Annotated in this window: 23 protein-coding genes; 14 read left to right on the top strand and 9 right to left on the bottom strand. The window is 59.3% G+C overall.

Going from position 1 to position 23,664, the window contains the following annotated elements:
* Positions 1–86 precede the first annotated feature (86 nt).
* Positions 87–1,277, top strand: coding sequence for a formaldehyde dehydrogenase, glutathione-independent (fdhA, locus tag QD461_RS12950; protein ID WP_184705460.1), 1,191 nt, complete (start codon positions 87–89; stop codon positions 1,275–1,277).
* 474 nt (positions 1,278–1,751) lie between these two features.
* The gene (locus tag QD461_RS12945; protein WP_414088126.1) at positions 1,752–2,363 is read left to right on the top strand and encodes a hypothetical protein; all 612 of its coding nucleotides are present in this window, start codon (positions 1,752–1,754) and stop codon (positions 2,361–2,363) included.
* Between the two features lie 430 nt (positions 2,364–2,793).
* Here the strand turns inward: QD461_RS12945 and QD461_RS12940 are convergent, their stop codons facing one another.
* The 6 genes from QD461_RS12940 to QD461_RS12915 form a co-directional block, all read right to left on the bottom strand.
* A complete protein-coding gene (locus QD461_RS12940) occupies positions 2,794–4,524 on the bottom strand; it encodes a M14 family metallopeptidase (RefSeq protein ID WP_414088125.1) in 1,731 nt (576 codons plus the stop codon).
* A gap of 6 nt (positions 4,525–4,530) precedes the next feature.
* Positions 4,531–5,379 (bottom strand): ABC transporter permease, encoded by an 849-nt coding sequence (locus QD461_RS12935; RefSeq protein ID WP_184705466.1) that lies wholly within the window; start codon positions 5,377–5,379, stop codon positions 4,531–4,533.
* Positions 5,380–5,385: 6 nt separating this feature from the next.
* Positions 5,386–6,309 (bottom strand): ABC transporter permease, encoded by a 924-nt coding sequence (locus QD461_RS12930; protein ID WP_414088124.1) that lies wholly within the window; start codon positions 6,307–6,309, stop codon positions 5,386–5,388.
* A 64-nt stretch (positions 6,310–6,373) separates the two neighbouring features.
* Positions 6,374–7,909 (bottom strand): ABC transporter substrate-binding protein, encoded by a 1,536-nt coding sequence (locus QD461_RS12925; protein WP_414088123.1) that lies wholly within the window; start codon positions 7,907–7,909, stop codon positions 6,374–6,376.
* Positions 7,910–7,952: 43 nt separating this feature from the next.
* Entirely contained in the window at positions 7,953–9,779 is a 1,827-nt protein-coding gene (locus QD461_RS12920; RefSeq protein ID WP_414088122.1) for an ABC transporter ATP-binding protein, read from the bottom strand.
* On the bottom strand, positions 9,776–10,036 hold the full coding sequence (locus QD461_RS12915; protein WP_414088121.1) for a hypothetical protein: 261 nt from the start codon (positions 10,034–10,036) through the stop codon (positions 9,776–9,778). Before QD461_RS12915 ends, QD461_RS12920 begins: the two co-directional genes overlap by 4 nt.
* 265 nt (positions 10,037–10,301) lie before the next feature.
* Between QD461_RS12915 and QD461_RS12910 the strand changes: the two genes are divergently transcribed.
* From QD461_RS12910 to QD461_RS12895, 4 genes are all read left to right on the top strand, one after another.
* Entirely contained in the window at positions 10,302–10,997 is a 696-nt protein-coding gene (locus QD461_RS12910) for a GntR family transcriptional regulator (RefSeq protein ID WP_184705476.1), read from the top strand.
* A gap of 226 nt (positions 10,998–11,223) precedes the next feature.
* On the top strand, positions 11,224–12,447 hold the full coding sequence (locus tag QD461_RS12905; protein WP_414088120.1) for an MFS transporter: 1,224 nt from the start codon (positions 11,224–11,226) through the stop codon (positions 12,445–12,447).
* Positions 12,448–12,689: 242 nt separating this feature from the next.
* The gene (locus QD461_RS12900) at positions 12,690–13,367 is read left to right on the top strand and encodes a FadR/GntR family transcriptional regulator (protein WP_184705480.1); all 678 of its coding nucleotides are present in this window, start codon (positions 12,690–12,692) and stop codon (positions 13,365–13,367) included.
* Positions 13,364–14,635, top strand: coding sequence for a CynX/NimT family MFS transporter (locus QD461_RS12895; RefSeq protein ID WP_414088119.1), 1,272 nt, complete (start codon positions 13,364–13,366; stop codon positions 14,633–14,635). The genes QD461_RS12900 and QD461_RS12895 overlap by 4 nt, the downstream gene beginning before the upstream one ends.
* A gap of 65 nt (positions 14,636–14,700) precedes the next feature.
* Here QD461_RS12895 and QD461_RS12890 read toward each other — a convergent pair whose 3' ends face one another.
* The 3 genes from QD461_RS12890 to QD461_RS12880 all read right to left on the bottom strand — a co-directional run bounded on the left by QD461_RS12890 (position 14,701) and on the right by QD461_RS12880 (position 16,064).
* The gene (locus tag QD461_RS12890) at positions 14,701–15,099 is read right to left on the bottom strand and encodes an NUDIX hydrolase (protein ID WP_184705484.1); all 399 of its coding nucleotides are present in this window, start codon (positions 15,097–15,099) and stop codon (positions 14,701–14,703) included.
* Positions 15,100–15,244: 145 nt separating this feature from the next.
* The gene (locus tag QD461_RS12885) at positions 15,245–15,724 is read right to left on the bottom strand and encodes an SRPBCC family protein (protein ID WP_414088118.1); all 480 of its coding nucleotides are present in this window, start codon (positions 15,722–15,724) and stop codon (positions 15,245–15,247) included.
* Positions 15,708–16,064 (bottom strand): ArsR/SmtB family transcription factor, encoded by a 357-nt coding sequence (locus QD461_RS12880; protein WP_414088117.1) that lies wholly within the window; start codon positions 16,062–16,064, stop codon positions 15,708–15,710. Before QD461_RS12880 ends, QD461_RS12885 begins: the two co-directional genes overlap by 17 nt.
* Before the next feature lie 113 nt (positions 16,065–16,177).
* Between QD461_RS12880 and QD461_RS12875 the strand changes: the two genes are divergently transcribed.
* The 8 genes from QD461_RS12875 to QD461_RS12840 all read left to right on the top strand — a co-directional run bounded on the left by QD461_RS12875 (position 16,178) and on the right by QD461_RS12840 (position 23,629).
* On the top strand, positions 16,178–16,819 hold the full coding sequence (locus QD461_RS12875) for a dihydrofolate reductase family protein (protein ID WP_414088116.1): 642 nt from the start codon (positions 16,178–16,180) through the stop codon (positions 16,817–16,819).
* A gap of 329 nt (positions 16,820–17,148) precedes the next feature.
* A complete protein-coding gene (locus QD461_RS12870) occupies positions 17,149–17,469 on the top strand; it encodes a PadR family transcriptional regulator (protein WP_414088115.1) in 321 nt (106 codons plus the stop codon).
* Between the two features lie 2 nt (positions 17,470–17,471).
* Positions 17,472–18,044 (top strand): DUF1700 domain-containing protein, encoded by a 573-nt coding sequence (locus QD461_RS12865; RefSeq protein WP_414088114.1) that lies wholly within the window; start codon positions 17,472–17,474, stop codon positions 18,042–18,044.
* Positions 18,045–18,077: 33 nt separating this feature from the next.
* Positions 18,078–18,785 carry a GIN domain-containing protein gene (locus QD461_RS12860; protein ID WP_414088113.1) on the top strand — a complete coding sequence of 236 codons (708 nt, stop codon included), beginning with the start codon at positions 18,078–18,080 and terminating at the stop codon, positions 18,783–18,785.
* Between the two features lie 131 nt (positions 18,786–18,916).
* Entirely contained in the window at positions 18,917–19,438 is a 522-nt protein-coding gene (hpaR, locus tag QD461_RS12855) for a homoprotocatechuate degradation operon regulator HpaR (RefSeq protein ID WP_414088112.1), read from the top strand.
* A gap of 96 nt (positions 19,439–19,534) precedes the next feature.
* Positions 19,535–20,521, top strand: coding sequence for a helix-turn-helix domain-containing protein (locus QD461_RS12850; RefSeq protein WP_414088111.1), 987 nt, complete (start codon positions 19,535–19,537; stop codon positions 20,519–20,521).
* A gap of 102 nt (positions 20,522–20,623) precedes the next feature.
* Positions 20,624–22,030 (top strand): aldehyde dehydrogenase family protein, encoded by a 1,407-nt coding sequence (locus QD461_RS12845; protein WP_414088110.1) that lies wholly within the window; start codon positions 20,624–20,626, stop codon positions 22,028–22,030.
* A 3-nt stretch (positions 22,031–22,033) separates the two neighbouring features.
* Positions 22,034–23,629: a GMC family oxidoreductase gene (locus QD461_RS12840; RefSeq protein ID WP_414088109.1), complete on the top strand. Its 1,596-nt coding sequence runs from the start codon at positions 22,034–22,036 to the stop codon at positions 23,627–23,629.
* Positions 23,630–23,664: the final 35 nt, after the last annotated feature.

The following is a 23,664-nucleotide window of genomic DNA, read 5'->3' as shown; positions in this document are numbered from 1 at the left end:
GCTGTTCAGCCCGTTGAGGAGCGGGCCGATCTGAGGCGCGCAAGCGCTCGTAACGAAGATCAGCGTTAAACCAAGGAGGAGATGGCATGACTGGGAACAGAGGCGTTGTCTATTTGAGGCCCGGCAAAGTCGAGGTCCGCAATATTGACGATCCGAAACTGGAAGCGCCGGACGGCCGGCGCATCGAGCATGGCGTGATCCTGAAGGTGATCTCCACGAATATCTGCGGCTCCGATCAGCACATGGTGCGCGGCCGTACGACGGCCATGCCGGGTCTGGTGCTTGGTCACGAGATCACAGGACAGGTCATCGAAAAAGGTCTCGACGTCGAAATGCTCGACATCGGCGATATTGTGTCGGTTCCATTCAACGTGGCTTGCGGCCGCTGCCGCTGCTGCAAATCGCAGGATACCGGCGTCTGCCTGACGGTGAACCCGTCGCGTGCCGGTGGCGCCTATGGCTATGTCGATATGGGCGGCTGGATCGGCGGTCAGGCACGCTACGTCATGGTGCCTTATGCAGACTTCAACCTGCTGAAATTTCCCGATCGCGACAAGGCGATGGCGAAGATTCGCGATCTCACCATGTTGTCCGACATCCTGCCGACCGGTTTTCACGGTGCGGTTCGTGCCGGCGTCGGCGTGGGATCGACGGTCTATGTCGCAGGTGCCGGCCCGGTTGGTCTTGCCGCCGCCGCCTCCGCTCGTATCCTGGGTGCAGCCGTCGTCATGATCGGCGACTTCAATAAGGATCGCCTTGCGCATGCCGCCAAGGTGGGCTTCGAGCCGATCGATCTCTCCAAGAGCGACCGCCTTGGAGAGATGATTGCCGAAGTCGTCGGCACCAATGAAGTGGATAGTGCAATCGATGCTGTCGGCTTCGAGGCAAGGGGGCATTCCGGTGGCGAACAGCCGGCTATCGTCCTCAATCAGATGATGGAGATCACGCGTGCAGCGGGATCGATCGGTATTCCCGGTCTCTATGTTACGGAAGACCCTGGCGCGGTCGATAATGCCGCCAAGCATGGCAGCCTGTCATTGCGCTTTGGCCTTGGGTGGGCGAAGGCTCAATCCTTCCACACCGGCCAGACGCCGGTGATCAAATACAACAGGCAGCTTATGCAGGCGATCCTGCACGACAGGTTGCCTATTGCCGATATCGTCAATGCGAAGATCATCTCGCTCGAGGATGCAGCTCAAGGCTACGAGAGCTTCGACCAGGGTGCTGCGACCAAGTTCGTTCTCGATCCGCATGGCGAGCTGACAAAGGCCGCATAGGCACGCTGCAGTCGCAGCTAATCATTATGCAAGCAAAATATCGGGAGCTGAGAGATATTCTTTCGGCTCCCGATATTGCCTTGAGGAACTATCACGAACGTGCTGGACATAGATGCCGGGTGCCACTCAGGCCAGAGGCTGTTCCGGCTTTCCGATCGATATAAGCATCTAAAGGAAACGGCTTCGAAGAGCGGATATGTTGCGTCGCACCATCTGCTGGCAGTCACGTCAATCTTCATCAAGAGTAGCCGGATATTTCGGCCGCTAAGCCGATAGGGTCCCCATATTATTGAGGCGGGCCACAGGCGATCGTGCAGGTGCCGAGGCATGTCCGTAAGCAATGATAACGGATGATGTTGCCATTATATACTTATCTTATACATTTATGCGGCTATCCATGTGGAGCAACCCCGTTATCGCTGACCCGAACAAACGGCCGCTTGGACAAAACGCAAACCTGAAGAGAAACAGACAATGGCAAACTTTCTGGAGAAATGGTCTTCGAAGAAGGCTGATAAGCCTAAGGCTGGCGCGCGGAATGTAGTCGATACTTTTCGTGCAAGAGTAGAGGAGCAGAAAGCATATCTGGAAGAGTACGCGCGAGACGCCGCTGGTTTCAAGAAGTGGCGTTCCACCTGGTTCCAGCGTGTGCCCGGTGGCTTCGGTGTCACCGTTGGGCGTGACTCGATCAATGCCGGTCAAGGGTTGAGCTATATCGTCGTGGAATCCGTTAAGGACGTGGCGGAGTTTCTCGAGGATCTGGCATATCATGCGGAAAAGGACGTAGGCTTTCAGCAGGCGCTCGAGCAGAACCGCCGCCGCCGTGTTGCATTGCTGAACGCGGCAAAGTCCGGCGGAGACGCTGTCGCTTCCAAGGCAAAGGCAAAGCCGGCAGCAGCTAAGGCTGCCGCAGCAAAATCGACAGCAGCTAAACCGGCTGCAGCGAAACCAGCTGCCGCAAAGCCTGCGGCAAGCAAAGCATCACCTAAGGTCACAAAGGCAAAGGTGGCTCCGGCGGCAGCAAGTGCCGAAGCGGCAAAGCCGAAACGCGGCCGCAAGGTAAAGGCTGATGCCACTGCCGAATGATGATAAAGCCCGCTTCGTGCGGGCTTTATACTTTCCGCAGATGAGTGCTCATCTGAGGCGATCTTGATCGATTAGATAGGCACCGAGACATCACCAACTTTGTATGTCCATCGCATCGATGAAAAAGCGCAAGTACGTCGGGCATATCTTCTATGGCTTCGGAATATGCTCGATTTGAGCAACGACAATTACATAGTATGGGCTGATCGCAGCACTTATATCAATAAATGCACCAAGCGAACAAATACACGTACATACCCGCTCAAGGAACCAATATCGTAAGTATTGGAATTCCGCATTAATTGCGTACGATATTCCGTCGAGTTGCGCCGAATGCCGAGGCATCTACGTATCAATAGGGATGTGAAAGTCTTCTAAGTATCATCAAGTGCAATGGCCGCACTTGATGATATGCTGTGATCGACTCCACTCAGCTGGAAGCTGTGATGTCCTGCCAGGCGTCATATGCCGAGAGGACCGTTTCCATCTGTGCGGTGTGGCCGGCGATGAATTCGTCGCCATAAATGGTCTCGTCAGGATATTCGGTAATCAGCGTTACCGGCACGGTGTGACGATCGTCGACATCTGCGAGACACGGAAAGCCGTTGATGATCCGAAAGCCCGTTTCGCCGGCGTGTATTTCGTAAAGGGCGATCTGCTTGTTGTTGTAGTCCAGCAGTCCGGGAATGGCGCCCAGATGCTTGGTGACTCTATCCAGTAGCCGTTTGGCTTGCGCTGCCCAGCCGGAATGGTAGCGGGCGATCAGGAAGAAGCCCTTCGGCAACGTCCACATGGCGAAGTTCCGCGGCACGTAGCCGGAAAGCGGACGGGTCCATTCATGAGCGGGATAGCCGTGCAGATTGACATGCAGTTGCGCACCGCTCAGCTTTTCCGCCAGGAAGCGAATTTTCTTCTCGTAGAGATAGAGACTGGCATTCGCCTCGGTGCGATATTCGAGGTCGTCGCCGAGAGCGGTGTAACGTGCGGCATGATACATGTGGCGCGGGTTGTCCTTGCGCAGGCGCTGGTGCAGCGCGTAGCCATCGGGATTTTCCAGCGGCGAGATCGTGAAATGCGCGCCTTCGATCGCTACGAGCCTCCGCGCGCCGCGCAGCGCGCCGACGCCCCCGGTTGTCTCATTGGCATGCTGCCCGCCGCTGATCATGACAGCCGCGTCGCGGCCCTTGATATAGCGAGCTTTGACCGCGCGGCCGGAACGGGTGATGGCTTCAAACGTCTCGCCGCCGATCTCTTCCAGCATGGCCTCGATCTGCCGCACGGCCAGGGGCTCTGCTGCCGTCTCGATCTGCTGCTCCGCACCGTCCCAGTAACGTGAGGCCAATGCTTGCGTTTCTACCTTGGCGGAGATTTCGCCGGAAGATAACAGGATCTGCGGAACGATCTGTCCCGGCTTCAAGCCGCGATCGCCGAGCGGCCGGCCGGATCTCTTCTGGAAGAACTCAAGCAGCGAGAAATAGAAGTCCTCGTGCAGCGCCTCCCGAAGGCTCATGACTTCGTCCCCGACCGGTAGGGGCTCATCGGCAGCCGGCAGTCCGACGTGAATATTGAGCTCTTCGAAATAGGGCTCGGTCGTACCCCAGTCGTACTGCGTAATTGCAGCGATGGTTTCTTCGAAAAGCCGCTCGTAGTCCGTCGCCAGCCGTTCGCCGGTGGCCTTGCCGTCCCGTACCAGCCAACCCGTTGGCGAAACGTTCGTTTCGCCGGCCGTGTCGATGTGGACCCGATTGGGCGCCAATACTTTGACCTGGCGTTCGTCACCCGAGCCATTCTTCAACAGAACATCATAATGGAAATCACTATCGGCTCTGGCGACGAAGGTGATCGCGCGATCTCCTACCATCGCCGCAAGCGGATAGGCTTCTAACCGGAAGCGGTTGGCGGGCGCATTCGCATGCACCGGATATCGGATCTCGATTGCTTCCACGCCGTTCAGATTGATCTCCTCGAGAAAAGCATGGAGGAGTGGTTTGTATGCGCTACGGATGCGGGCTTGTACGCCCTTTTCCCTGAGCTTGCGCTCCGCATCCTGGCGGCTCTGCCTGTCGTCGAAGGTCCATGCTTCGAATTCCTGGCCGGCCTCGGCATCCGAGACGAGTTGCGAAAGCGTCCGCTCGAAGCTTTTTTCGAAAATCACGGTCATGGTGTCTTACCTTGTCGTTCTGCCTGTTGGGTCGAGGCTGTCGCGCAGCCAGTCACCCAGGAGATTGAGACCGAGCACGGTCAGCAGGATGGCGAGACCGGGGAAGAGGCTGACCCACCACGCGGTCTGTAGGTAGGTGCGTCCGTCGGCCAGCATGCCGCCCCAGCTGGGGATCGTCGGATCGACGCCGAGACCAAGGAAGGTGAGGCTACTTTCGAGAAGGATATTGTTGGCAATGTTCAGCGTCATCAGCACGATCACCGGTCCCAGAAGGTTCGGCAGCAGATGCTGGAAGATGATACGCCAATCCCTAACGCCGATGGCGCGAGCGGAGAGGATGAATTCCCGTTCACGCAGGGTCAGCACCGATCCGCGGACGAGACGGGCATATTGGACCCACTGCGACACGATCAGCAGGATGATGGTGTTGGTGAGGCTGCCGCCGACGATAGCGATGAAGGTGATTGCCAGCAGAATGAAGGGCATGGCGAGCTGAATATCGGCAAAGCGCATCAGGAGCACATCCCAGATGCCGCGATAGTAGCCCGCTGCCAGACCCACCAGAACACCAAGAACGACGCCGCCGATGACGGAAGTGAGGCCGACCAACAGCGATATCCTACCGCCGGCGATAACGCGGGCAAGCACGTCGCGCCCGAGCGGATCCGTCCCGAACGGGTGGGCGAGGCTGGCAAACGGCCTTGCAAGCCGGGCCATCAGATCGATCTTCTCGGCTCCACCCGGAAAGAGCACATCCGAGAATATGGCGGCAAGGCAGATGGCGACGGTCAGCAAAGCTCCGACGATGAATTCGAGGCTGTGGAATCGCGAACGGCTTGAAGTCGTGGCGGCCATGGGCGGTTACTCCGTGCGGATACGGGGGTCGATGAGCCCGTAGGCGATATCGACCAGCAGGTTTACGCCGACGATGAACAAGGCCAGCACAGTGATCACGCCCTGCAACAGCGGATAGTCGCGGGCGGCGACGGCGTCGAAGGCAAGAGTTCCGAGACCGGGCCAGTTGAAGACGCGCTCGATGACGACGATGCCGCCGAGCAATCCGCCGAACTGGATGCCGAAGTAGGTGATCAGCGGAATGGCGCAGTTGCGAAGGGCATGCTTGTAAAGCACCTTGCTCTCGCTGAGGCCTTTGGCGCGTGCGACCATGATGTATTGCGACTGTAGAGTTTCCAGCATGGCTGTGCGCACCAGGCGCACATTCGTCGCCGTCAGGATGACGCCCATCGTCAGCGCGGGCATGACGTAGCTCGCTATCCCGACCATGCCGCTCGGTGGCAGCCAGCCGAGCGTGATCGAAAACAGCAGCACCATCATCAGCGCCAGCCAGAAATTCGGGAAGGAAAGACCTAGCAGCGAGAGAACGCGGATGATCTGGTCGGCTGTCCTGCCGCGCGCGGTCGCAGCCTTGATCCCGAGCGGGATGGAGAGCACGATCGATATCGCCATGGCAATGAAGGCGAGCAGCAAGGTGGCGGGCAGGGCGCCGGCAATCAGTTGGGAGACGGGCGTGCCGCCGGTGAAACTGCGGCCGAAATCCAGCGTCAGCAGGCCTTTCAGGAAGGTCAGATACTGAACGATGAACGGCTGGTCCGTGCCGAGCGCGGCGCGAATGCGCGCCAGATCCTCTTCCGTCATGCTGCCGCCGCCCTGAAACATCATCATGGCGGGATCGCCCGTCAGACGAATGGCGAAGGAGACGAGAAGGGTGATGGCGATGACGACGAAGATCGCCTGCAACAATCGCTTGATGAGAAAACCGGCCACGTTCTTTTCCCGAAATTTGCAGTTTGGGCGCCGCCAGCCTGGTCGGCGGCGGCGCGATTGACGACTACTCGACGGTCACTTCATTCAGTTTGATGCGAGTATCCGGTGCGGGCACAAAGCCCTTCACACGCTTGCTGACGCCGTAGATCGCGTTTGTGTTGTAGAGCGGCATTTCCAGCGCCCTATCCGCCACGTACTTGCCGATCTCCTTCAGGATCTTCTCCCGTTCGGCACGGTCGGTGAGCGGACGCTGGGATTCCAGCAGCTTGTCCAGCGTGGCATCCTTTTCATAGGGATTCCACTTTTCGCCGGAGTGGTACATCGCATAGGCGGTGTTGTCGAAGTCGAAGGTCCAGCCGCCCCACTTTTCCTGGAACAGCGCGCCAGTCTTGCCCTGCGGAATAATGTCGTTCAGCATGACGTTGGTTTCGTAGGGCTTCAGTGTGGCGTTGATGCCGACCATCTGCAAGTAGCTCGCAATGACCTGCGCAACCTCGTTCATGGTCGCGTCGTTGCCGCGAATGTCGATCTGGATTGCAGCGCCAGACTTCACGCCGGCCTCGGCGAGCAGCTTCTTGGCGCCTTCGGGGTCGAAGGGAACCGCCTTCAGTTCCGGGTCATAGCCGAAGGACAGCGCGCTCTGGAAGCTGGTGATTTCAGCGCCCTGGCCGACGAGGATCGACTTAACGATGGTTGCACGGTCGACGGCCATGATGATGGCCTTGCGCACGCGCGGATCAGCCGTGATTCCGTCCCGGGTATTGAAGCGCAGCGCGTCGACCGTCGGGCCGGGAACGCTCGCAATCTCCAGCTTGGAGTCGTTCTGAATAACAGGGAGCATGCCGATCGGGATGATCGGCGGGATGACGAGATCGACGCGGCCGGCCTGAAGCTCCGCGACAGCGGTGGCGGGTTCGCTGATGAAGCGATATTCGAGGTCGGAAAGCTTCGGTGCGCCACCCCAGTAGTCCGGATTGGCTGCAAGCTTGATGTTCACCTTAGGCGAATAGGAAACGAACTTGAAAGCGCCGGTGCCGACGGGGTTGAGGTTGAAATAGTCCTCGCCCTTCTCCTTGATGTACTTCGGCGGAACAATCATCGCGCCGTAGCCGGCAAGCTTGGTCAGCAGCACCGGATCGGGCGTCTTCAGCTTCATGTCGACCGTGTAGTCATCGATGATATCGACGCTTTCGATCGCCGTGTAGTTCGAACGCTGCGGGCCTTTTGCACCCTCTGCGCCCAGCAGGCGATCGAAGGTGAATTTCACCGCTTCGGCATTGAAGGGCTCACCGTCGTGGAACTTCACGTCGTGGCGCAGCTTGAAACGGATACGCTTGCCCTGGTCCAGCTCTTCCCAGGATTCGGCAAGGCCGGGCACCAGCTTGAGGTCGGGGCCGCGATAGGTCAGCCCATCGAAAATATTGGTCGATACGGCGGCCCAGGCCACCAGAAACGTGTCGATCGGATCCCAGCTGCCGGGGTCTTGCGACGAAGCGATGGTCATCTTTCCAGCGGCCAGTGCCGGCGCCGCATTGACGGTCATGCCCGACAGCGCGAGCACAGCAAGAGCGGTTCTCAGCCCCAATTTGAATTTTTTCATCAACCTGTTTCCTCTTCAGATCGTTGCAATGGATAGTGGTCGTTTATGCGCTTCTGGCGATGAAATGACCCGCGCCGATTTCCTCGCGGGAGAGAATGGGCGGCTCATCGCCGACACGGCGAACGGGATTTGGAATTTCGCCCTCGATCAGCGCGGTCTTGCGCTCGACCGTGGGGTCGGCGACCGGTACGGCGGAAAGCAGGCGTCGCGTATAGTCATGCATCGGCGTTTCAAAAACCTGCCGGCGGCTGCCCATTTCCATGATCTGGCCGAGATAGAGAACCGCGACCCTGTGGCTTATCTTTTCCACCACTGCCATGTCATGGCTGATGAAGAGATAGGCAAGTCCGCGTTCGGCCTGCAGATCCATGAACAGGTTGATGATCTGTGCCTGGATCGATACGTCGAGCGCCGAAAGCGCCTCATCCGCGATGATGAGCTTGGGATCGGAGGCGAGTGCGCGGGCGATGCAGACGCGCTGGCGCTGGCCGCCGGAGAATTCGTGCGGATAACGCTCGGCATGGGCCGATGTCAGACCGACGCGCTCCAGAAGTTCGTCCACACGGCGGCGAACCTCCTTCGAGCCCAGGATGATGCCATGCGTATTGATGGGTTCGGCAATCGAGAAACCGACCGTCTTGCGCGGATCGAGCGAGGCGAAAGGATCCTGGAAAATATATTGCACGTCCCGGCGCATGCGGAAGCGTTCTGCCGCCGACATCGCGGCAAAACTCTTGCCGTTGAAGGTGATTTCGCCGGCTCGGGCTTTTTGCAATTGCTGGATGGTTCGGCCAATGGTCGACTTGCCGGAGCCGGATTCGCCAACCAGGGCAAGCGTTTCTCCGGGGTGGATGTCGAAACCGACCTGCTGGACGGCATTGCAACGATGCGTAACCTGGCCGAATATGTTCTTCTTGATGTCGAAACGCACGAAGAGGTCGCGCACGGACAGCAATGGTGGCTGATCGTAGCGGGCGGTATTCTGAATCCGCTCCTCGCCGACGACTTTCGGCTCGCCACCTTCGAGAACGATGAGGGGCGACCGCTTCGGAAAGTCTTCGCCAGCCATGCTTCCGAGCTTCGGAACCGCGGCAAGCAAAGCACGGGTATAGGGATGCTTCGGATTGGCGAATATCTCGCGAACCGGACCCTCCTCAATCTTCTTTCCCTTCCACATGACGACCACATCGTCAGCCATTTCAGCGACGACACCCATGTCATGGGTGATGAAGATCATGCCCATGCCGAGATCCTTCTGCAGGTCCCGCATGATATTGAGAATTTGCGCCTGGATGGTAACGTCGAGCGCCGTCGTCGGCTCGTCTGCGATCAGTAGTTTGGGGCGGCAGGCGAGCGCCATGGCGATCATCACGCGCTGGCGCATGCCGCCGGAAAGTTGATGCGGAAAGCGGTTCAGCAGCGCTTCGGCATCGGGCAGCCGTACCATTTCGAGAAGTCGCCGCGCTTCTGTCATCGCGGAGGACTTGCCGACATCTTCATGAAGCAGAAGGACTTCGCTGATCTGGTCGCCAATGGTGAAGACGGGATTGAGCGAGGTCATCGGCTCCTGGAAGATCATGGCGATCTCTTTGCCGCGGATGGAGCGAATCTCCTTCTGCGAGAGCTTGAGAAGATCCTCGCCGTTGAAAGCGATGCTGCCGCTCTCGAAGCGAGCACCCATCATGTCTGCAAGCCGCATGATCGAGAGCGATGTCACTGACTTTCCGGATCCGGACTCCCCGACGATCGCTAGCGTCCGGCCCGGCTCCACGGAAAAGGAAAGGCCCTCCACCACGCGGTTTTCGCCGAAGCGCACCGTCAAATCCGCGACTGACAGAAGTGGCTTGTTCATATCCGTCGCCTTCGTCATGCGCTCATCTCGGCATGTAGCGGGTTGCGCCATGAGTTTTCGCAGTTTTGCGGATTAATGGGCACGATCTGCACTTCCATTTTCACTGTGTCCCAGACGGCAACGATATCGCCTTTTGGTGTGAACACGCCGGATCCTCCGCCGAAGGTGTCGCTACGGATGGGTGCCGGCATCCTGACGACCGCCGACATCTGATTCTGGAAAAAGCAAGCAACGGCTTCCTCCAAATCGCGCAATCCGCGGTCATCTATATCCATGTTCCCACTACATTTCTTAGGCGATGAGATAGCATCAAACAACAATCTGGTCTATATTGTTCAACAATTTTCGCGATCATCATCGAAAATTGAGGGGCTTTCATCCGAAATCGTCCAACGTTGGTAGCCTTGTTATTGGCCTTACCCGGTGAATTTCGGTTTGAAATCCAATTGCTTGCGCGCCTTCACAGCGATGGGTGGCTTGCTGGATAACGCAGGGATAGAAGGGCGCAACAGGGATTGACGCCAGGCGCCGGGAGAGCAGATGAAGCAGACGAAGCTTGTGAGTATCGAGCCGATTTCGGGTCCGGCGGAGGCTGGACAAACGGTGACGGACGTGACGGCGGCGCGCATCCGCGAGCGGGTCATCAGCGGGACTTTGTCTCCCGGGAGCCACCTTTCCGAGGCGACGCTATGTGAGGAGTTCCAAGTTTCGCGCAACACGCTGCGTGAAGTCTTTCGGCTGCTGACAAAGGAAGGCGTGCTGCGTCACGAGGCCAACCGAGGCGTGTTCGTCACCACGCCGAGCATCTCCACCATTATGGATATCTTCCATATTCGCCGGCTCATAGAGTGTTCGGCGGTTTCCGGCGCACATCATCGCCATCCGAGCGTCAGCAAGATGCGAGAGGCTGTGGATGCTGCGATCCAGCATCGTGACCGCAGCGAATGGCTTGATGTCGGCAGCGCCGATATCGCCTTTCATGCCGCCATCGTCGAGTTGGCCGACAGCCCGAGGCTCTCGGCGTTCTATGCCCAGATCTCGCTGGAGTTGCGTCTGGTATTCGGTTTGATCCGCGATCCTGAATATCTGCATGCTCCCTATGTCGGGCAGAACGCCACGATTCTCGCTCATATCGAGGAGGGGGCGACAGCGAATGCCGCCGAGGCGTTGGAGAAATATCTGTATCAGGCAGAGCGGTTTATTCTGGCCGCCTATTCCCGGGCGATACCCGGCTGAAGCCTGAATCAGCTATCACTGTGGAAATCATCATATGAAAGGCTGCGGCTTGAAGCAAACATTTGCCACAGGAGCTGCTTTGGCGGAAAGATACCCGCCATCCGGGACGAAATCGTGATTCCATCTGTCCAGAAGGGTTGATCTTGGTCGTTGTTGATCAGGGCGGCTATGCGCGTCGAACCGGAATAGACAAGATAGGCAACCGGCTACCGCGGATTGAAATGGAATGGACGCGCAATCCTTCAAAGGCTCCAGCAAGGCGACCGCAATCCAGCAAGTATGGGCTTCGCCGCTCTATCGCGGCGCAACGCTCGCCCTTTTCCTTTCAGGGTTAGGGACCTCGGCTTCGCTGCCGCAGATCGTCGTCTTCCTGGTCAAAGAACTCGGAACATCCATGCCCGTAGCCGGGCTTTATTACCTGACCGGCCTGACCGCGCCGGTTGCCGGCTATCTGGTCGGTCGCTACTCCGACAGGACAGGCAAGCGCCTCAGCCTGTTCCGGCTATGTGCCATGGCAGGCTTTCTCGGATGGGTGGGTTTTGCGCTTTCGAGCGCACCATGGATGCCGTTTGTGATTGGTGCCGTCGTCCTGGCGTTCTCCGGCTCCGCCACATCGCAGCTTTTCACGGCCATTCATGACGATCTGAAGAGGAATCCGGCGGGCGCGAACGAAAGCGTGGTTGCACTCATCCGGATGGCGCTGACGGCGGGCTGGATCGTTGGCCCGTTCATCGGTGCCTGGCTGGCGGCCGAAACGGGCCTGCGCACCATGTTCTGGGCAACGGCCATCTGTTTCGTGGCGCAGATCGTGCCCTTGGGGACCTTGAGCGTCTCGCCGAGCCCCAAGAAAAAGGCAACACAGGCGGCCGCTGCGGCCGGCTCGCCCACTTGGTCGGATATGGCGCCGCTTCTGGCTTTCACCGGCCTCTATGTCCTGGTCTATGCCGGCGAGCCCATCAAATACGGCTTCCTTCTGCTTTACATGGAGGAAAACCTCGGGATCGATCCCGGTGTGCGAGGTGCCGTAATCGGCACCCAGCCCCTGATCGAGCTTATTCTGATGCCGTTCAGCGTGATGTTGGCACGGCAGATCGGTACGCTTTGGCTCATGTGCATCGCCGCAGCGTGTGGTGTCGTTGCCAATCTCTGTTTCGCTGCATGGCCAACCGCTGTTGGCATGTTTGCGGGGCAGACGCTCATGGGTGGCGTCTGGGGGCTCTACATGGTGTTGGGGCTTATCGTCGCCCAGCGTCTTCTCCCCAATGCCGTCGCAACCGCCTCAGCAATCTTCATGAGCTCTTCGGCGTTGGCGATGGCGCTCGGCGGCGGTGTCGGTGGTATCGGTGTCGCATATCTTGGTCTGCCAAATGTTTTCTACCTTCCTGCGATATTCTCGCTGGTGGCGATGATTGGTTTGGCACTGATGGCTAGGCGCGGCGTCATCGAATAAAGTGGTGCCCTTTTCTTGGTGCAGCATTCATTCGCATCGCAGGTATCGGACGATCCTAAACCTGTTGGAGGTTTTTCGCGAGCTGATTGGGTTCGCCATGTTGCTCTATTGCGACCGTATCCGGCTGCGCAGATAGAAATCACCGGTTCTTTCACCCTTCATGGGCGATGCTGCCGCCTGTTGACGAAGATGCAACGATCGCATATTCGTAAAGTCATCAGATGACTTGATGAAATTGAACTATGCGCGCTCTGACCAAAACGACGCTTGCCGAAACTGCCGTCGAGGCAATCCGCAGCGAAATTGTCGCCCAACGCTGGGGTGTGGGCGAGAAGCTGCCCAACGAAGCTTCTCTTTCCGCGATGCTGTCCGTCAGTCGCGGTACGATCCGCGAAGCCGTGCGGGTGTTGGCCTCGCAGGGCTATCTCGAAACCCGTCAGGGATCCGGCACCTATGTTCGCTCGACGACCGACTTCGGCCGGCCGCTCGATATGGCGCGCCGCGCCGGGTTGCGGGATCAGTTCGAAGCCCGGCTGGCGCTTGAGGTCGAAGCCGCGCGCCTGACCGCCTTGCGCCACACTCCCGAGGTGATCTCGCAATTGCGCGCGCTGCTCGCTGCACGAGGAAATTACGCCGGGAGTGACAAGTTAGGCTTCATCGAACGCGATCTTGCTTTCCATAAAGCCGTCGTCGCGGCGTCGCGAAACCTGGCGATGGTCGAGCTCTACGACTTTTTTTCGATGTCGATCGCGCAGACCATCGAAGCGACGCTCGATGCTGAAATTCCCGAGCCGGACATGCAGGCCCACATCGAGGTCGTCGACGCCATTGAGGCCGGCGATCCGGAGGCGGCCGACGCCGCCGTGCGCCGCTTCATGGCTCCCGTTATCGCTACTCTTGACCGGTTGTTGCTATCATGACCACCTCCTTGCCAAATGCCGCCTCCGTCGACCTGATCGACGCTGAGGCCGATGAAATTCCACCACCGCAGCCTCACAGCGGACAATCGCCGATCGGCAGATTTGTCCTGGGCGCAAGCCTTGTGCTGATTGCGTTCAATCTGAGACCGGTCTTTTCCAGTGCATCGGCGCTTCTGCCTGAGATCAGAACCGGGCTCGGTCTCTCTTCGTTCGGCACCAGTGTTCTGACCACCTTGCCCGTGGTCTGCCTGGGGCTGTTTTCACCGCTTGCACCAAGGCTTGCGCAGCGCTTGGGGAGTGAGCGCGTTCTGCTCGGCGTAATCTTGTTGCTTGCCCTAGGCACGGCGCTACGCGGCCTGTCTTCTATCTCCATGCTGTTCGTCGGGACTGCTCTGGCCGGCGCGTGCATCGCCATCGGCAACGTCCTCCTGCCCGGTGTCGTCAAGCGCGATTTCCCGGACAAGGCAGCGCTGATGACGGGCTGCTATACGATGGCGCTATGCGCTGGAGCGGCAAGCGCGGCGGGGCTGACGCTTCCCCTCGAACATGCCCTCGGCGGATCGCTCGGTGGCGCACTTGCGGCTTGGGCCTTGCCGGCGCTTGCGGTCAGCCTTCTCTGGTTGCCGCAAGTCATCGGAACGCGCAGCCAGGCCCGTCGCACCGGCTTTCGCGTGACGGGCCTGTGGACTGATCCGATTGCCTGGCAGGTGACCTTGTTCATGGGCCTGCAATCGGCGCTCGCTTACTGCGTCTTCGGCTGGCTCGTTCCCATCCTGCGCGAACGCGGTCTCGATGGCGTCACCGCGGGCGCAATCGTATCCGCGTCGGTGATGGTGCAGGCCGCCTCATGTCTTGTAGCGCCTCACATCGCCGTCAAAGGCAGGGATCAGCGCGTCATCAACGTTGTCCTCTGCGCTTTTGCCGTCGTTGCATTGCTTGGCCTGCTCTTCGCTCCGCTTTGGACGGTCTGGTTCTGGGCCGTGCTGCAGGGCATAGGGCAGGGGGGATTGATTGCGGTGGCGCTCACCGTGATCGTGCTGCGGTCGCCGGATGCGCATATCGCTGCACATCTTTCTGGCATGGCGCAATTTGTCGGGTACCTGCTTGCAGCCATCGGTCCCCTTATTGTCGGCATGATCCATGGCTGGACGGGCAGCTTTGCCTGGTGCTCCGTTTTGTTCGTCCTGCTCGGTCTTGGTGCCGCCATCAATGGCTGGTTTGCCGGTCGCGCGATTACCGTCAACGCCAAGACCATCGAAACTCCATAGCCTAAATGGCCCTTTGACGACGCGTGGACCGGTTTCGAGGATCCGCCCCGCTCGCCAAAGGGTTTTCACTGCCGATGAAGCGGCAAGATATGGTGTTCGGTCAAAGGCGCCATGGATATCGTGCCCGGATGGGCGGGCGATATCCAACGGATCTCCTCGATCTCTGCCGCAGCGGTAATCGCGGCATCGCCGACATCCAGGCGGAAGACGTCCGCAACGACGATATGCTCGGGCTCATTGGCAGCGGGCGCCTCGAAGTGGCCGAGGAATGCCAATGACTCGGTGTCGATCGCAAGGCCCAACTCCTCGTGCAACTCCCTGACGAGCGCTTGTTCCGGCGCCTCATGCGGCTCGATCTTGCCGCCGGGCTGCATGAAAGCCGTGGTTCCGCGCTTGCGCACCAGCAGCGTATCTCCATCGCGGCGCAGTAGCAGAGCCGCAGCGATCCTTATCGTTTTCGTCATGTGTCAATCTGATCGGATTCGCGATCGGGTTTCAATGATCATCCGGTCCCATCAGCGGGATTGAAGCTGCGCAATCAAGCGCAGCTCGATCTGCTCACCACTTCGGCCATCGCCCTTATGAGCGCGGCCCTGATCGACAAAAGGTTCAGGTGTCCAGCCATGCTGCGAGGCCATCCAGCGTCTGCAACCCGTATTCCACAGCGCCGAAGCCGATAACGATCTTGCGACGTGCCGGGCTCGGATGGAGCTGGCGCATGGTCAACACCGTCTTGCCGTCGGTCTGCTCATCAAAGGTCACCGTGGCGCGGAAACGGTCGGGGTCATTTGCATCGGGCGTGCCGTGATCCATCACGATCCGCTCGTTCGGCACGATTTCCAGAAAGCGCACGAGGTTCGCGAAGCGACGTTCCTGCCCTTCGAACAAGCCGACCATGTCGAACCTCCAGATTCCACCCTCTCTGATATCGGCCTCATGGTTTTCGATTTTGAGATCGGTCGGGCCATACCATTGGGCCAGCGCCCTTGGGTCCATCCAGGCGGCAAAGACCTTCTGCCGCGGGTGATTCAGGACCTTCACCAGCACGATTTCGCGATCCAGTGCCCAAGTGTCAAACGGATTTGTCATGTTCTTCTTCATCCTCTCTCGTCTTATCCAAGTAGACTTCCAGCCGGTCCAGCCGCTCGCTCCAGCGCCGGCGCTCCGCCTCCATCCAGTCTGCCGCCTCGTCGAACCGCGCCTGCACCAGCCTGCACCAGCGGCTGCGGCCGCGCTTTTCGCTTGCGATCAGCCCGCAATCTTCCAGCACCTTCAGATGCTGGGCGAAGGAGGGCAGCGCCATGTCGAATGGCGCGGCGAGGACCGTGACGGGAACCTCACCCTCGGCCAGCCGCGATACAACAGCGCGGCGGGTGGGGTCGCTGAGAGCATGAAAGGCGAGGTCGAGAGGCGTCGAATGATAGGGCATGCCATTTCCTAAAACGAATTGCGGCGTTGGTCAAGAAAACTTAGGCACTTGCCTTAGTATTTAGTCCGTCTAAGATGGAAGCGGCTACGTAACCACTCACAAGGAGAGCTCCAATGGCAGTTCGTGTCGATCTCATGATCTCGCTCGACGGCTTCGCGACAACGACGGACCAGACACCCGAAGTCCCTTTCGGCGAGGACTGGCCGCGTCTCGTCGGCGCATATACCGCAACGCGGACGTTCAGAGAGCGCGTGTTCAAGGATGCAAGCGGGGCCGGTACCACCGGCATCGATGACGACTATGCAAGAGAGTATTTTGAGAATGTGGGCGCCGAAATCATGGGCGCCGGCATGTTCGGGCTTCATAACTTTCCCGATGATCCGAACTGGCGTGGCTGGTGGGGCGAAGAGCCGCCCTTCAGGGTTCCGGTCTTCGTTCTGACCCACACGGCCCGACCCACCCTGGAAATGGCCGGCGGCACCACGTTCCATTTCATCGATACCAGGCCGATCGACGCGCTCCAGCGGGCGGAAAAGGTGGCGGGCGGAAAAGATGTGCGGATTGGCGGTGGCGCAACGGTCGTTCGTGACTTTCTGACGGCGGGTCTTGTCGATCGTCTGCATGTCGCAATCACGCCGATCCTTCTCGGACGTGGCATCCGCCTGTGGGACGATCTGCGTGGTTTGGAGGCCGGCTACACGGTCAAGTCGGAAACGGCGCCGAGTGGCACCATCCATCTGACGTTCCGCCGTTAAACGTACGCCGGCTCGTGGCGCGATCATGGACCATCGGCAGATGGTCCATGATGCCTTTGGGGCTGTGATCTTCGCTGTCGGCAATCGGCTGCTGGCTGATATCGTTGTTTTTCGCTGTCTCGTCCTGGTCGTGCTTGCGTTCATGTTCCGGTGTTTTCCGGTAGGGCGAGCGGCTGAAGCGCCACATTCGCGAAGCGGTCAAAGGAGGCGCGATCACCGGAAATCTGACCGTTTCGGGCAGGATTCTAGTCAGGAGTTCACGGCCGCCGTTCCGGTACCTTGCATAGACAGATAGCTTGTTATATGCATACCTCAAAGCTGAGGCATTCATGACCGACTCGATCCAAGTTCAACTGCGCAAGGGCGTTCTCGATCTCTGCGTTCTTGCCGTACTCTCGCGGGGCGAGAGCTACGGTTACGAGATTGCTAGCACGCTGGTTGCAGCCGTTGGGATGGGGGAAGGGACGATCTATCCGCTGATGCGCAGGATGCAGAATGACGGCCTGGTTGCGACCCGCATCGTCGAGTCCAGCAATGGGCCGCCGCGCAAATACTACCGGCTTACGCCGTCGGGACTTTCGATCTTCGAGGCCCATCGTCGCGACTGGCGCTCGCTTGCGGGCGCCGTCGACAAACTTCTTGAGGAATAGCCATGACCAGGGATGCCTTTTTGCGTACGCTGAGACTGGGCCTTACAGGGCTTCCGCCTCGCGAAGTCGATGATATCGTTGCCGACTACACGGCCTATTTCACGGAATCCCAGGCCTCGGGTCGCAGTGACGAAGAGGTCGCGGTGGCGCTGGGCGATCCAGCCAGGATCGCCAGGGAACTGCGAGCCGATGCGGGGCTGCGCCGTTTCGAAGCCCATTGGAGCATGCCGAACCTTCTGGCGGCGATGATGGCGCTGGCCGGACTTGCCATCGTCGATATCTTCTTTCTGCTGCCTTTGTTGTTCGCTGCGGTCTTCGTCACGTTCGGTCTTGCAATCGCACTCGTTGCCATCGGCGCTGTCGGTCTGAAGATCGTGTTCACGACCGTGTTTTTTCACATCGGCCTGCCGACCGTCGGCATGTTGGCGCGCCTCCTTATAGGGGCAGGGCTGGTAAGTGCCCTCGTGGGTGGTGGCGCGCTGCTGCTGATGGGGCTTGGCTTGGGTATCCGCATGCTGGGGCAGTATGCCCGCCTGCATTTCCGCCTGGCGCAGGCAACCGAAAATCGTGTTTGAGCGCCGCGTCTGACATCGTTGGAGGAATGGACAATGAACGGGAAACTGGCGACTGTCGCCACGGCCGGATTGATTTGCGCATTTGTCTTTCTTGCCGTGGGCTTCGGGCTTTCGGGGCCGGATCTGGCCAACGCGCGATATTGGTGGGATGGCATACAATCCGCGTGTGGTTCAACGGGGGCGGGCAAGCAGCAGATCGTCCTGCCTTTCAATTCGGATGGCAGCTTGTCAATCGATATGCCCGCTTCCGTTCGATATCAGCCGGGCGGCAAAGCCGAGGCCGTCATTAGCGGCAACGCTGCGCTTCTCGACCACGTGCGGCTGGAAGGCGGACGGTTGAGCCTGGATTGCAATCCGGGCTGGTCCATGTCCAAGTTCGATGTCGCCTTGTCCGGGCCGCGCGTCACCGATTGGAAGGTTCGCGGCAGCGGAGACCTTGTCTTGTCGCAGCTTGATCAAGACGATCTGCGTCTGAGCATTTCCGGCAGTGGCAGTGTCAAGGCCGCCGGCATCGCTCGGTCCGTCGATCTGGATGTCGCCGGCTCCGGTGCCGCCCACCTCAAGGATCTTGCCGCCCAGTCGGTCAAAATCAGAGTCCGCGGCAGCGGCGACGCGCAGGTTGCTGCGGCGACGGACGCCGACATATCGATCCGCGGAAGCGGCAATGTCGAGCTATATGGGCATCCGGTGCTGCGACGTTCCGAGATTAGAGGCAGCGGGCGCCTCGTGCAGGTGCCATAGGTCAGCCCCGAGGCGGGTGCTGCTGCATGGTGTTTCAGTGGTCGGATGAGCCTTGCTCTTCCGACCACCTTGCTTTGAAAAATTCTCATGTTAATCAATGGGAATGTGACCTTAGCAAATATGCGGAAACGATGCCGAACAAGACAGACAGCGACGCCGGACAGGCATCAGCATTCGATACTGCGGCGGTAAAGCCCAAGCTGCCGCTGCGAGAGCCTCGCCGTTCCCTCGCGATCGGGCTCCTGCGCGCCCGCGAAGCGGTCATGAGCCATTTCCGACCGATCCTGGCAGCGCACGATGTTACCGAACAGCAGTGGCGCGTCATTCGTGTCCTCTACGAGGGCGGCAAGCTTGATGCCACCGAACTGGCCGACAAGGCATCCATTCTGGCGCCGAGCCTGACGCGGATGATACGGCTGCTTGAGGAGCGTGGCTTTATCACTAAGCACAAGGACGAAGCCGACGGCCGCAGAGTACTTCTGCAGATCACGCCGGCGGGAGAGGCCCTCGTTACGGAAGTTATGCCGGAGAGCCTGAAGGTCTATGCCGATATCGACGCCCGCTTCGGCGTACAGCGCGTGGAGCAGCTTCTCGACATGCTGGCGGAGTTGGCGTCGTTGAAGCTTGAGAACGGCTCAGTCGGTGAAGAGTGATATCTCTTCGATTTCATTAATGTGTTAAGTATTTAATTGACGGACCGGAGGAACTGTAGCAGTCTTCATCAGTGCTGATACTGTTGGGAGGCAGAGTTGGACCTGTTGCAGAATCGCAGCCTCATCGAACGAAGCTGGTCACCAACGCCTTATGATCAATGGGCGGACGGCTTGCGGAGCATTTGCGGGAATTTCAACCCGCATACGGTCAAGCGCGGCGATAGTGTCGTCGGCATGGCAAGCCGCATCGATGTATGCGGCATGGAGTTTGCCCATGTCTCCAACGACCTCGATTATGTCCACCGCGATTGGGACGATATCCGGCGCGATGCGAACGAACACCTGTTCTTGATCCTGCAGCTTGAAGGTGTCTGTGGCGTCGAGCATTCCGGCCAGCAGAACATTCTTGACGTCGGCGAGTGCATTCTCGTCGACTCCACGCGTCCCACAACCTTCTATTTCCGTGGACACTTCTCCAACCATCTCTCGCTGCATCTGCCCCGGCAATTGATGTATTCCAACAGCAGGGTCGATTTCGACGTCGCGCGCAAGCTTGTCGCCTCCGATCCGATGGCGATGATGCTGCGGGCGCTGATCGCAAAGATGATGACTACGCCGGAAAACGATGTGGCTTCACCGCATCTGCGTCAGCTGATGTTTGATACGACCCGTCAGGCGTTTCTGTCGACAAGCGCCCAGGCGACCAATCTGAACTCTTTGCACGACAGTGCTAGCAAGCGTATGCAGATGGTGGATATCCTGATCGACAAGCACTTGACCGATACCGACCTCAACGCCAAATGGTTGGCGACAAGGCTCGGCGTGTCGATCCGTACGCTGCAACAGGATTTCCAGGGAATGGGCATGACCTGCACGACCGTCATTCGCGACAAGCGCCTACGCTTTGCACGCGAAAAGATCGAGCAACTCAAGGAACGGCGTAACCCGACAACGATAGCCGAAGTCGCCTACTCCGCCGGTTTCAACGATATTTCCTATTTCAATCGTAGCTTCAAGGAGCTGTTCGATTGCGCTCCGAGCGAGCTGCTGCGCGGCGCCGAACCGGCGCATCGATTGGACTGAAACGCAGTCTGCGTTCCAGTCCAAGACGAGGCGCGTTTCTCCCCAAGACGGGTCTTGCGGCAAAAGTCATAGTCCTCTCGAAAGTCACGGGAGGAGAATATCGTGAAGCAGTATACCCTGCTTATCGGCGGCGAGCATGTTGCCACGTCCCATCATGCGCCGGTCGCAAATCCATCAAGCGGAGATGTTGTCGGCTACATGCCGCTCGGCAGCGAAGCGGATCTTGATCGCGCAGTTGCCGCGGCCGCGGAAGCCTTCGCAGCGTGGTCTCAGGTTTCGAACGAGGAGCGCGCCAAGGCGTGCCGCGCGGTCGCAGAGAAGATCAACGAACATGCCGAAGAACTCGCTCAGATCCTGACCCGGGAGCAGGGCAAGCCGCTCAATGGTCTTGGTTCGCGCTTCGAAATCGGCGGCGCACTCGCCTGGACGCGGCACACCGCCGAACTGGACCTGCCGGTCGAGGTGCTTCAGGACGACAATGAAGGCCGTGTCGAGCTGCATCGTAAGCCGATCGGCGTCGTCGGTTCGATCACGCCCTGGAACTGGCCCGTGATGATCGCCTGCTGGCATATTGTCCCGGCCATACGCGCCGGCAACACTGTTGTCATCAAGCCGTCGCCGCTGACACCCTTGTCGACCATCCGCCTAGTCGAAATCATGAATGAAGTTCTCCCGCCCGGCGTCGTCAACGTCATTACCGGCGAAAATAGCATCGGGGCAGCACTCTCCGCTCATCCCGGCATCGCCAAGATGACGTTCACCGGTTCGACGGAAACCGGCAAGAAGGTCATGGCGTCGGCGGTTGCGACCCTGAAGCGGCTGACGCTGGAACTCGGCGGCAACGATGCGGGTATCGTGCTGCCGGATGCAGACCCGAAAGCAATTGTCGAAGGCCTCTTCTGGGGTGCCTTCATCAACAATGGCCAGACCTGTGCGGCGCTGAAGCGCCTCTACGTGCATGACAGCATCTATGAAGAGGTATGCCGCGGGCTTGCCGATTATGCGAGCAAGATCGCCGTTGGCGACGGCCTCGACGAAACGAGCATTCTCGGCCCCATCCAGAACGAAATGCAGTTCAACAAGGTGCGCGAGCTCGTCGATGATGCGCGTGCCAATGGCGGCCGCATCCTGACCGGCGGTGCGCCGATGGATCGGCCTGGATATTTCTATCCGATTACGCTTGTGGCCGATGTCGATCACGGTGTGCGGCTGGTCGATGAGGAGCAGTTCGGTCCGGCCCTGCCGATCATCCGCTATAGCGATATCGATGAGGTGATCGCGCGCGCCAACCAGAATCCCGCCGGCCTCGGCGGCTCTGTCTGGTCTGCTGATGCCCAGAAGGCGAAGCGCTATGCGATGCAGCTGGAATGCGGCTCTGTCTGGATCAACAAGCACGGCACCATTCAGCCCAACGCACCCTTCGGCGGCGTGAAGCAATCCGGCCTCGGCGTCGAGTTCGGTGCCGAGGGACTGAAGGAATTCACGACGATCCAGACGGTGCTGAGCTAAGACATGGCGACGTACGACTATATCATCGTTGGCGGTGGATCCTCTGGTTGCGTTTTGGCGAACCGGCTGTCGGAGAACCCCGCCCACAGGGTTCTGCTGATCGAGTCGGGCCGGCGGGATGCGGATCCCTGGATCCATATCCCAGCGACCTTCTTCAAGGTGTTGGGCAAGGGGATCGACATCCATCCCTACGCCTCGAACCCCGACAAAGGCTTGAACGGGCGTCCGAGCATCACGCCGCAGGGCAACGTGCTTGGCGGCGGCAGTTCGGTCAATGCGATGATCTATATTCGCGGTCATCGCAACGACTACGATACCTGGTCGCAAATGGGCTGCCAGGGCTGGTCCTATGACGACGTCCTTCCCGCCTTCCGCTCGCTTGAGAACAACGAGCGACTGAATGGTCAGTATCACGGCAACAATGGCGGCCTGCGCGTCTCGGATCCACGTCACCGCCACCCGCTGAGCGAGGCCTTCATCAAGGCCGCGACCGAAATCGGCATTCCGCACAATGACGACTTCAACGGCGAGGATCAGGCCGGTGTCGGCTTCTATCAAAGCACGACCTACGGGGGCCGACGCTGGAGTTCCGCGCAAGCCTTCCTGCGCGACGCCGAGAAACGGCCAAACCTGACTGTGCTGACGCAGCGCAAGGTGGCTCGCGTGTTGTTCGAAGGAAAAAAGGCCGTTGGTGTTGAATTGCTCGACGGCACGATCTTTAAAGCGGAGCGCGAAATTGCATTGACCGCCGGTGCGATTGCAACGCCGAAGATCCTGCAGCTATCCGGCATCGGCGATGCGGAGCATCTTTCATCGCTCGGTATCAAGGTCGTCGCTAATCTGCCCGGCGTTGGCACCAACTATCAGGACCACCTGGAAGTGCCCGTGCAGGGGGAAACATACGAGCCGATCTCGATCCTCGGACAGGACAAGGGTCTGCGGGCGGCGGGCCACATGTTGCGCTATCTGACATCCCATCGCGGGCTTCTGTCATCAAATGTCGTCGAGTGTGGTGGCTTTGTCGATACGTCAGGCACCGGTCAGCCGGACGTGCAGTTTCACGTCCTGCCGGTTCTGATCGGCTTCATCGATCGCGACCCGGAACCTGGTCACGGGTTGAGCATCGGCCCCTGCTATCTCAGGCCGAGATCGCGCGGCTGGATCCGGCTGAAAAGTGCCGATCCGACCGAGCAGACGGATTTCAATGCCAATCTGCTTTCCGATCCCGCCGATATCGAGACCTTGGTGCGCGGCGTCGAAACCGCGATCCGGATTCTCGATGCACCGGCGCTTGCCAAGCTGGTCAAGCGTCGGGTGTTGCCGAAGCCGGGTGTCGAGAAGGACCCGGAGGCGTTGCGGGACTACATCCGCCAATCGTGCAAGACCGTGTTCCATCCGGCCGGCACGGCCCGCATGGGCCGGGCAGACGATCCGAATGCTGTGGTTGGGCCGGACCTGAAGGTGCGCGGCATAGAGGGGCTACGGGTCTGCGACGCCTCGATCATGCCGACTCTGGTTTCGGGCAATACCAACGCCCCGACGATGATGATTGCGGCAAAGGCTGCCGCCTTCATGACAGGAAAGGCGATTTCGGGCTGAGCCCGAGATCGCAGACATCAAGATCCCGTGGGGAG

Origin of the sequence: Rhizobium sp. BR 314 (assembly GCF_047445805.1) — a bacterium.
In the GTDB taxonomy this organism is placed as follows: Bacteria; Pseudomonadota; Alphaproteobacteria; order Rhizobiales; family Rhizobiaceae; genus Rhizobium; species Rhizobium lusitanum_B.
This window is presented reverse-complemented; position numbering and strand designations above follow the sequence as displayed.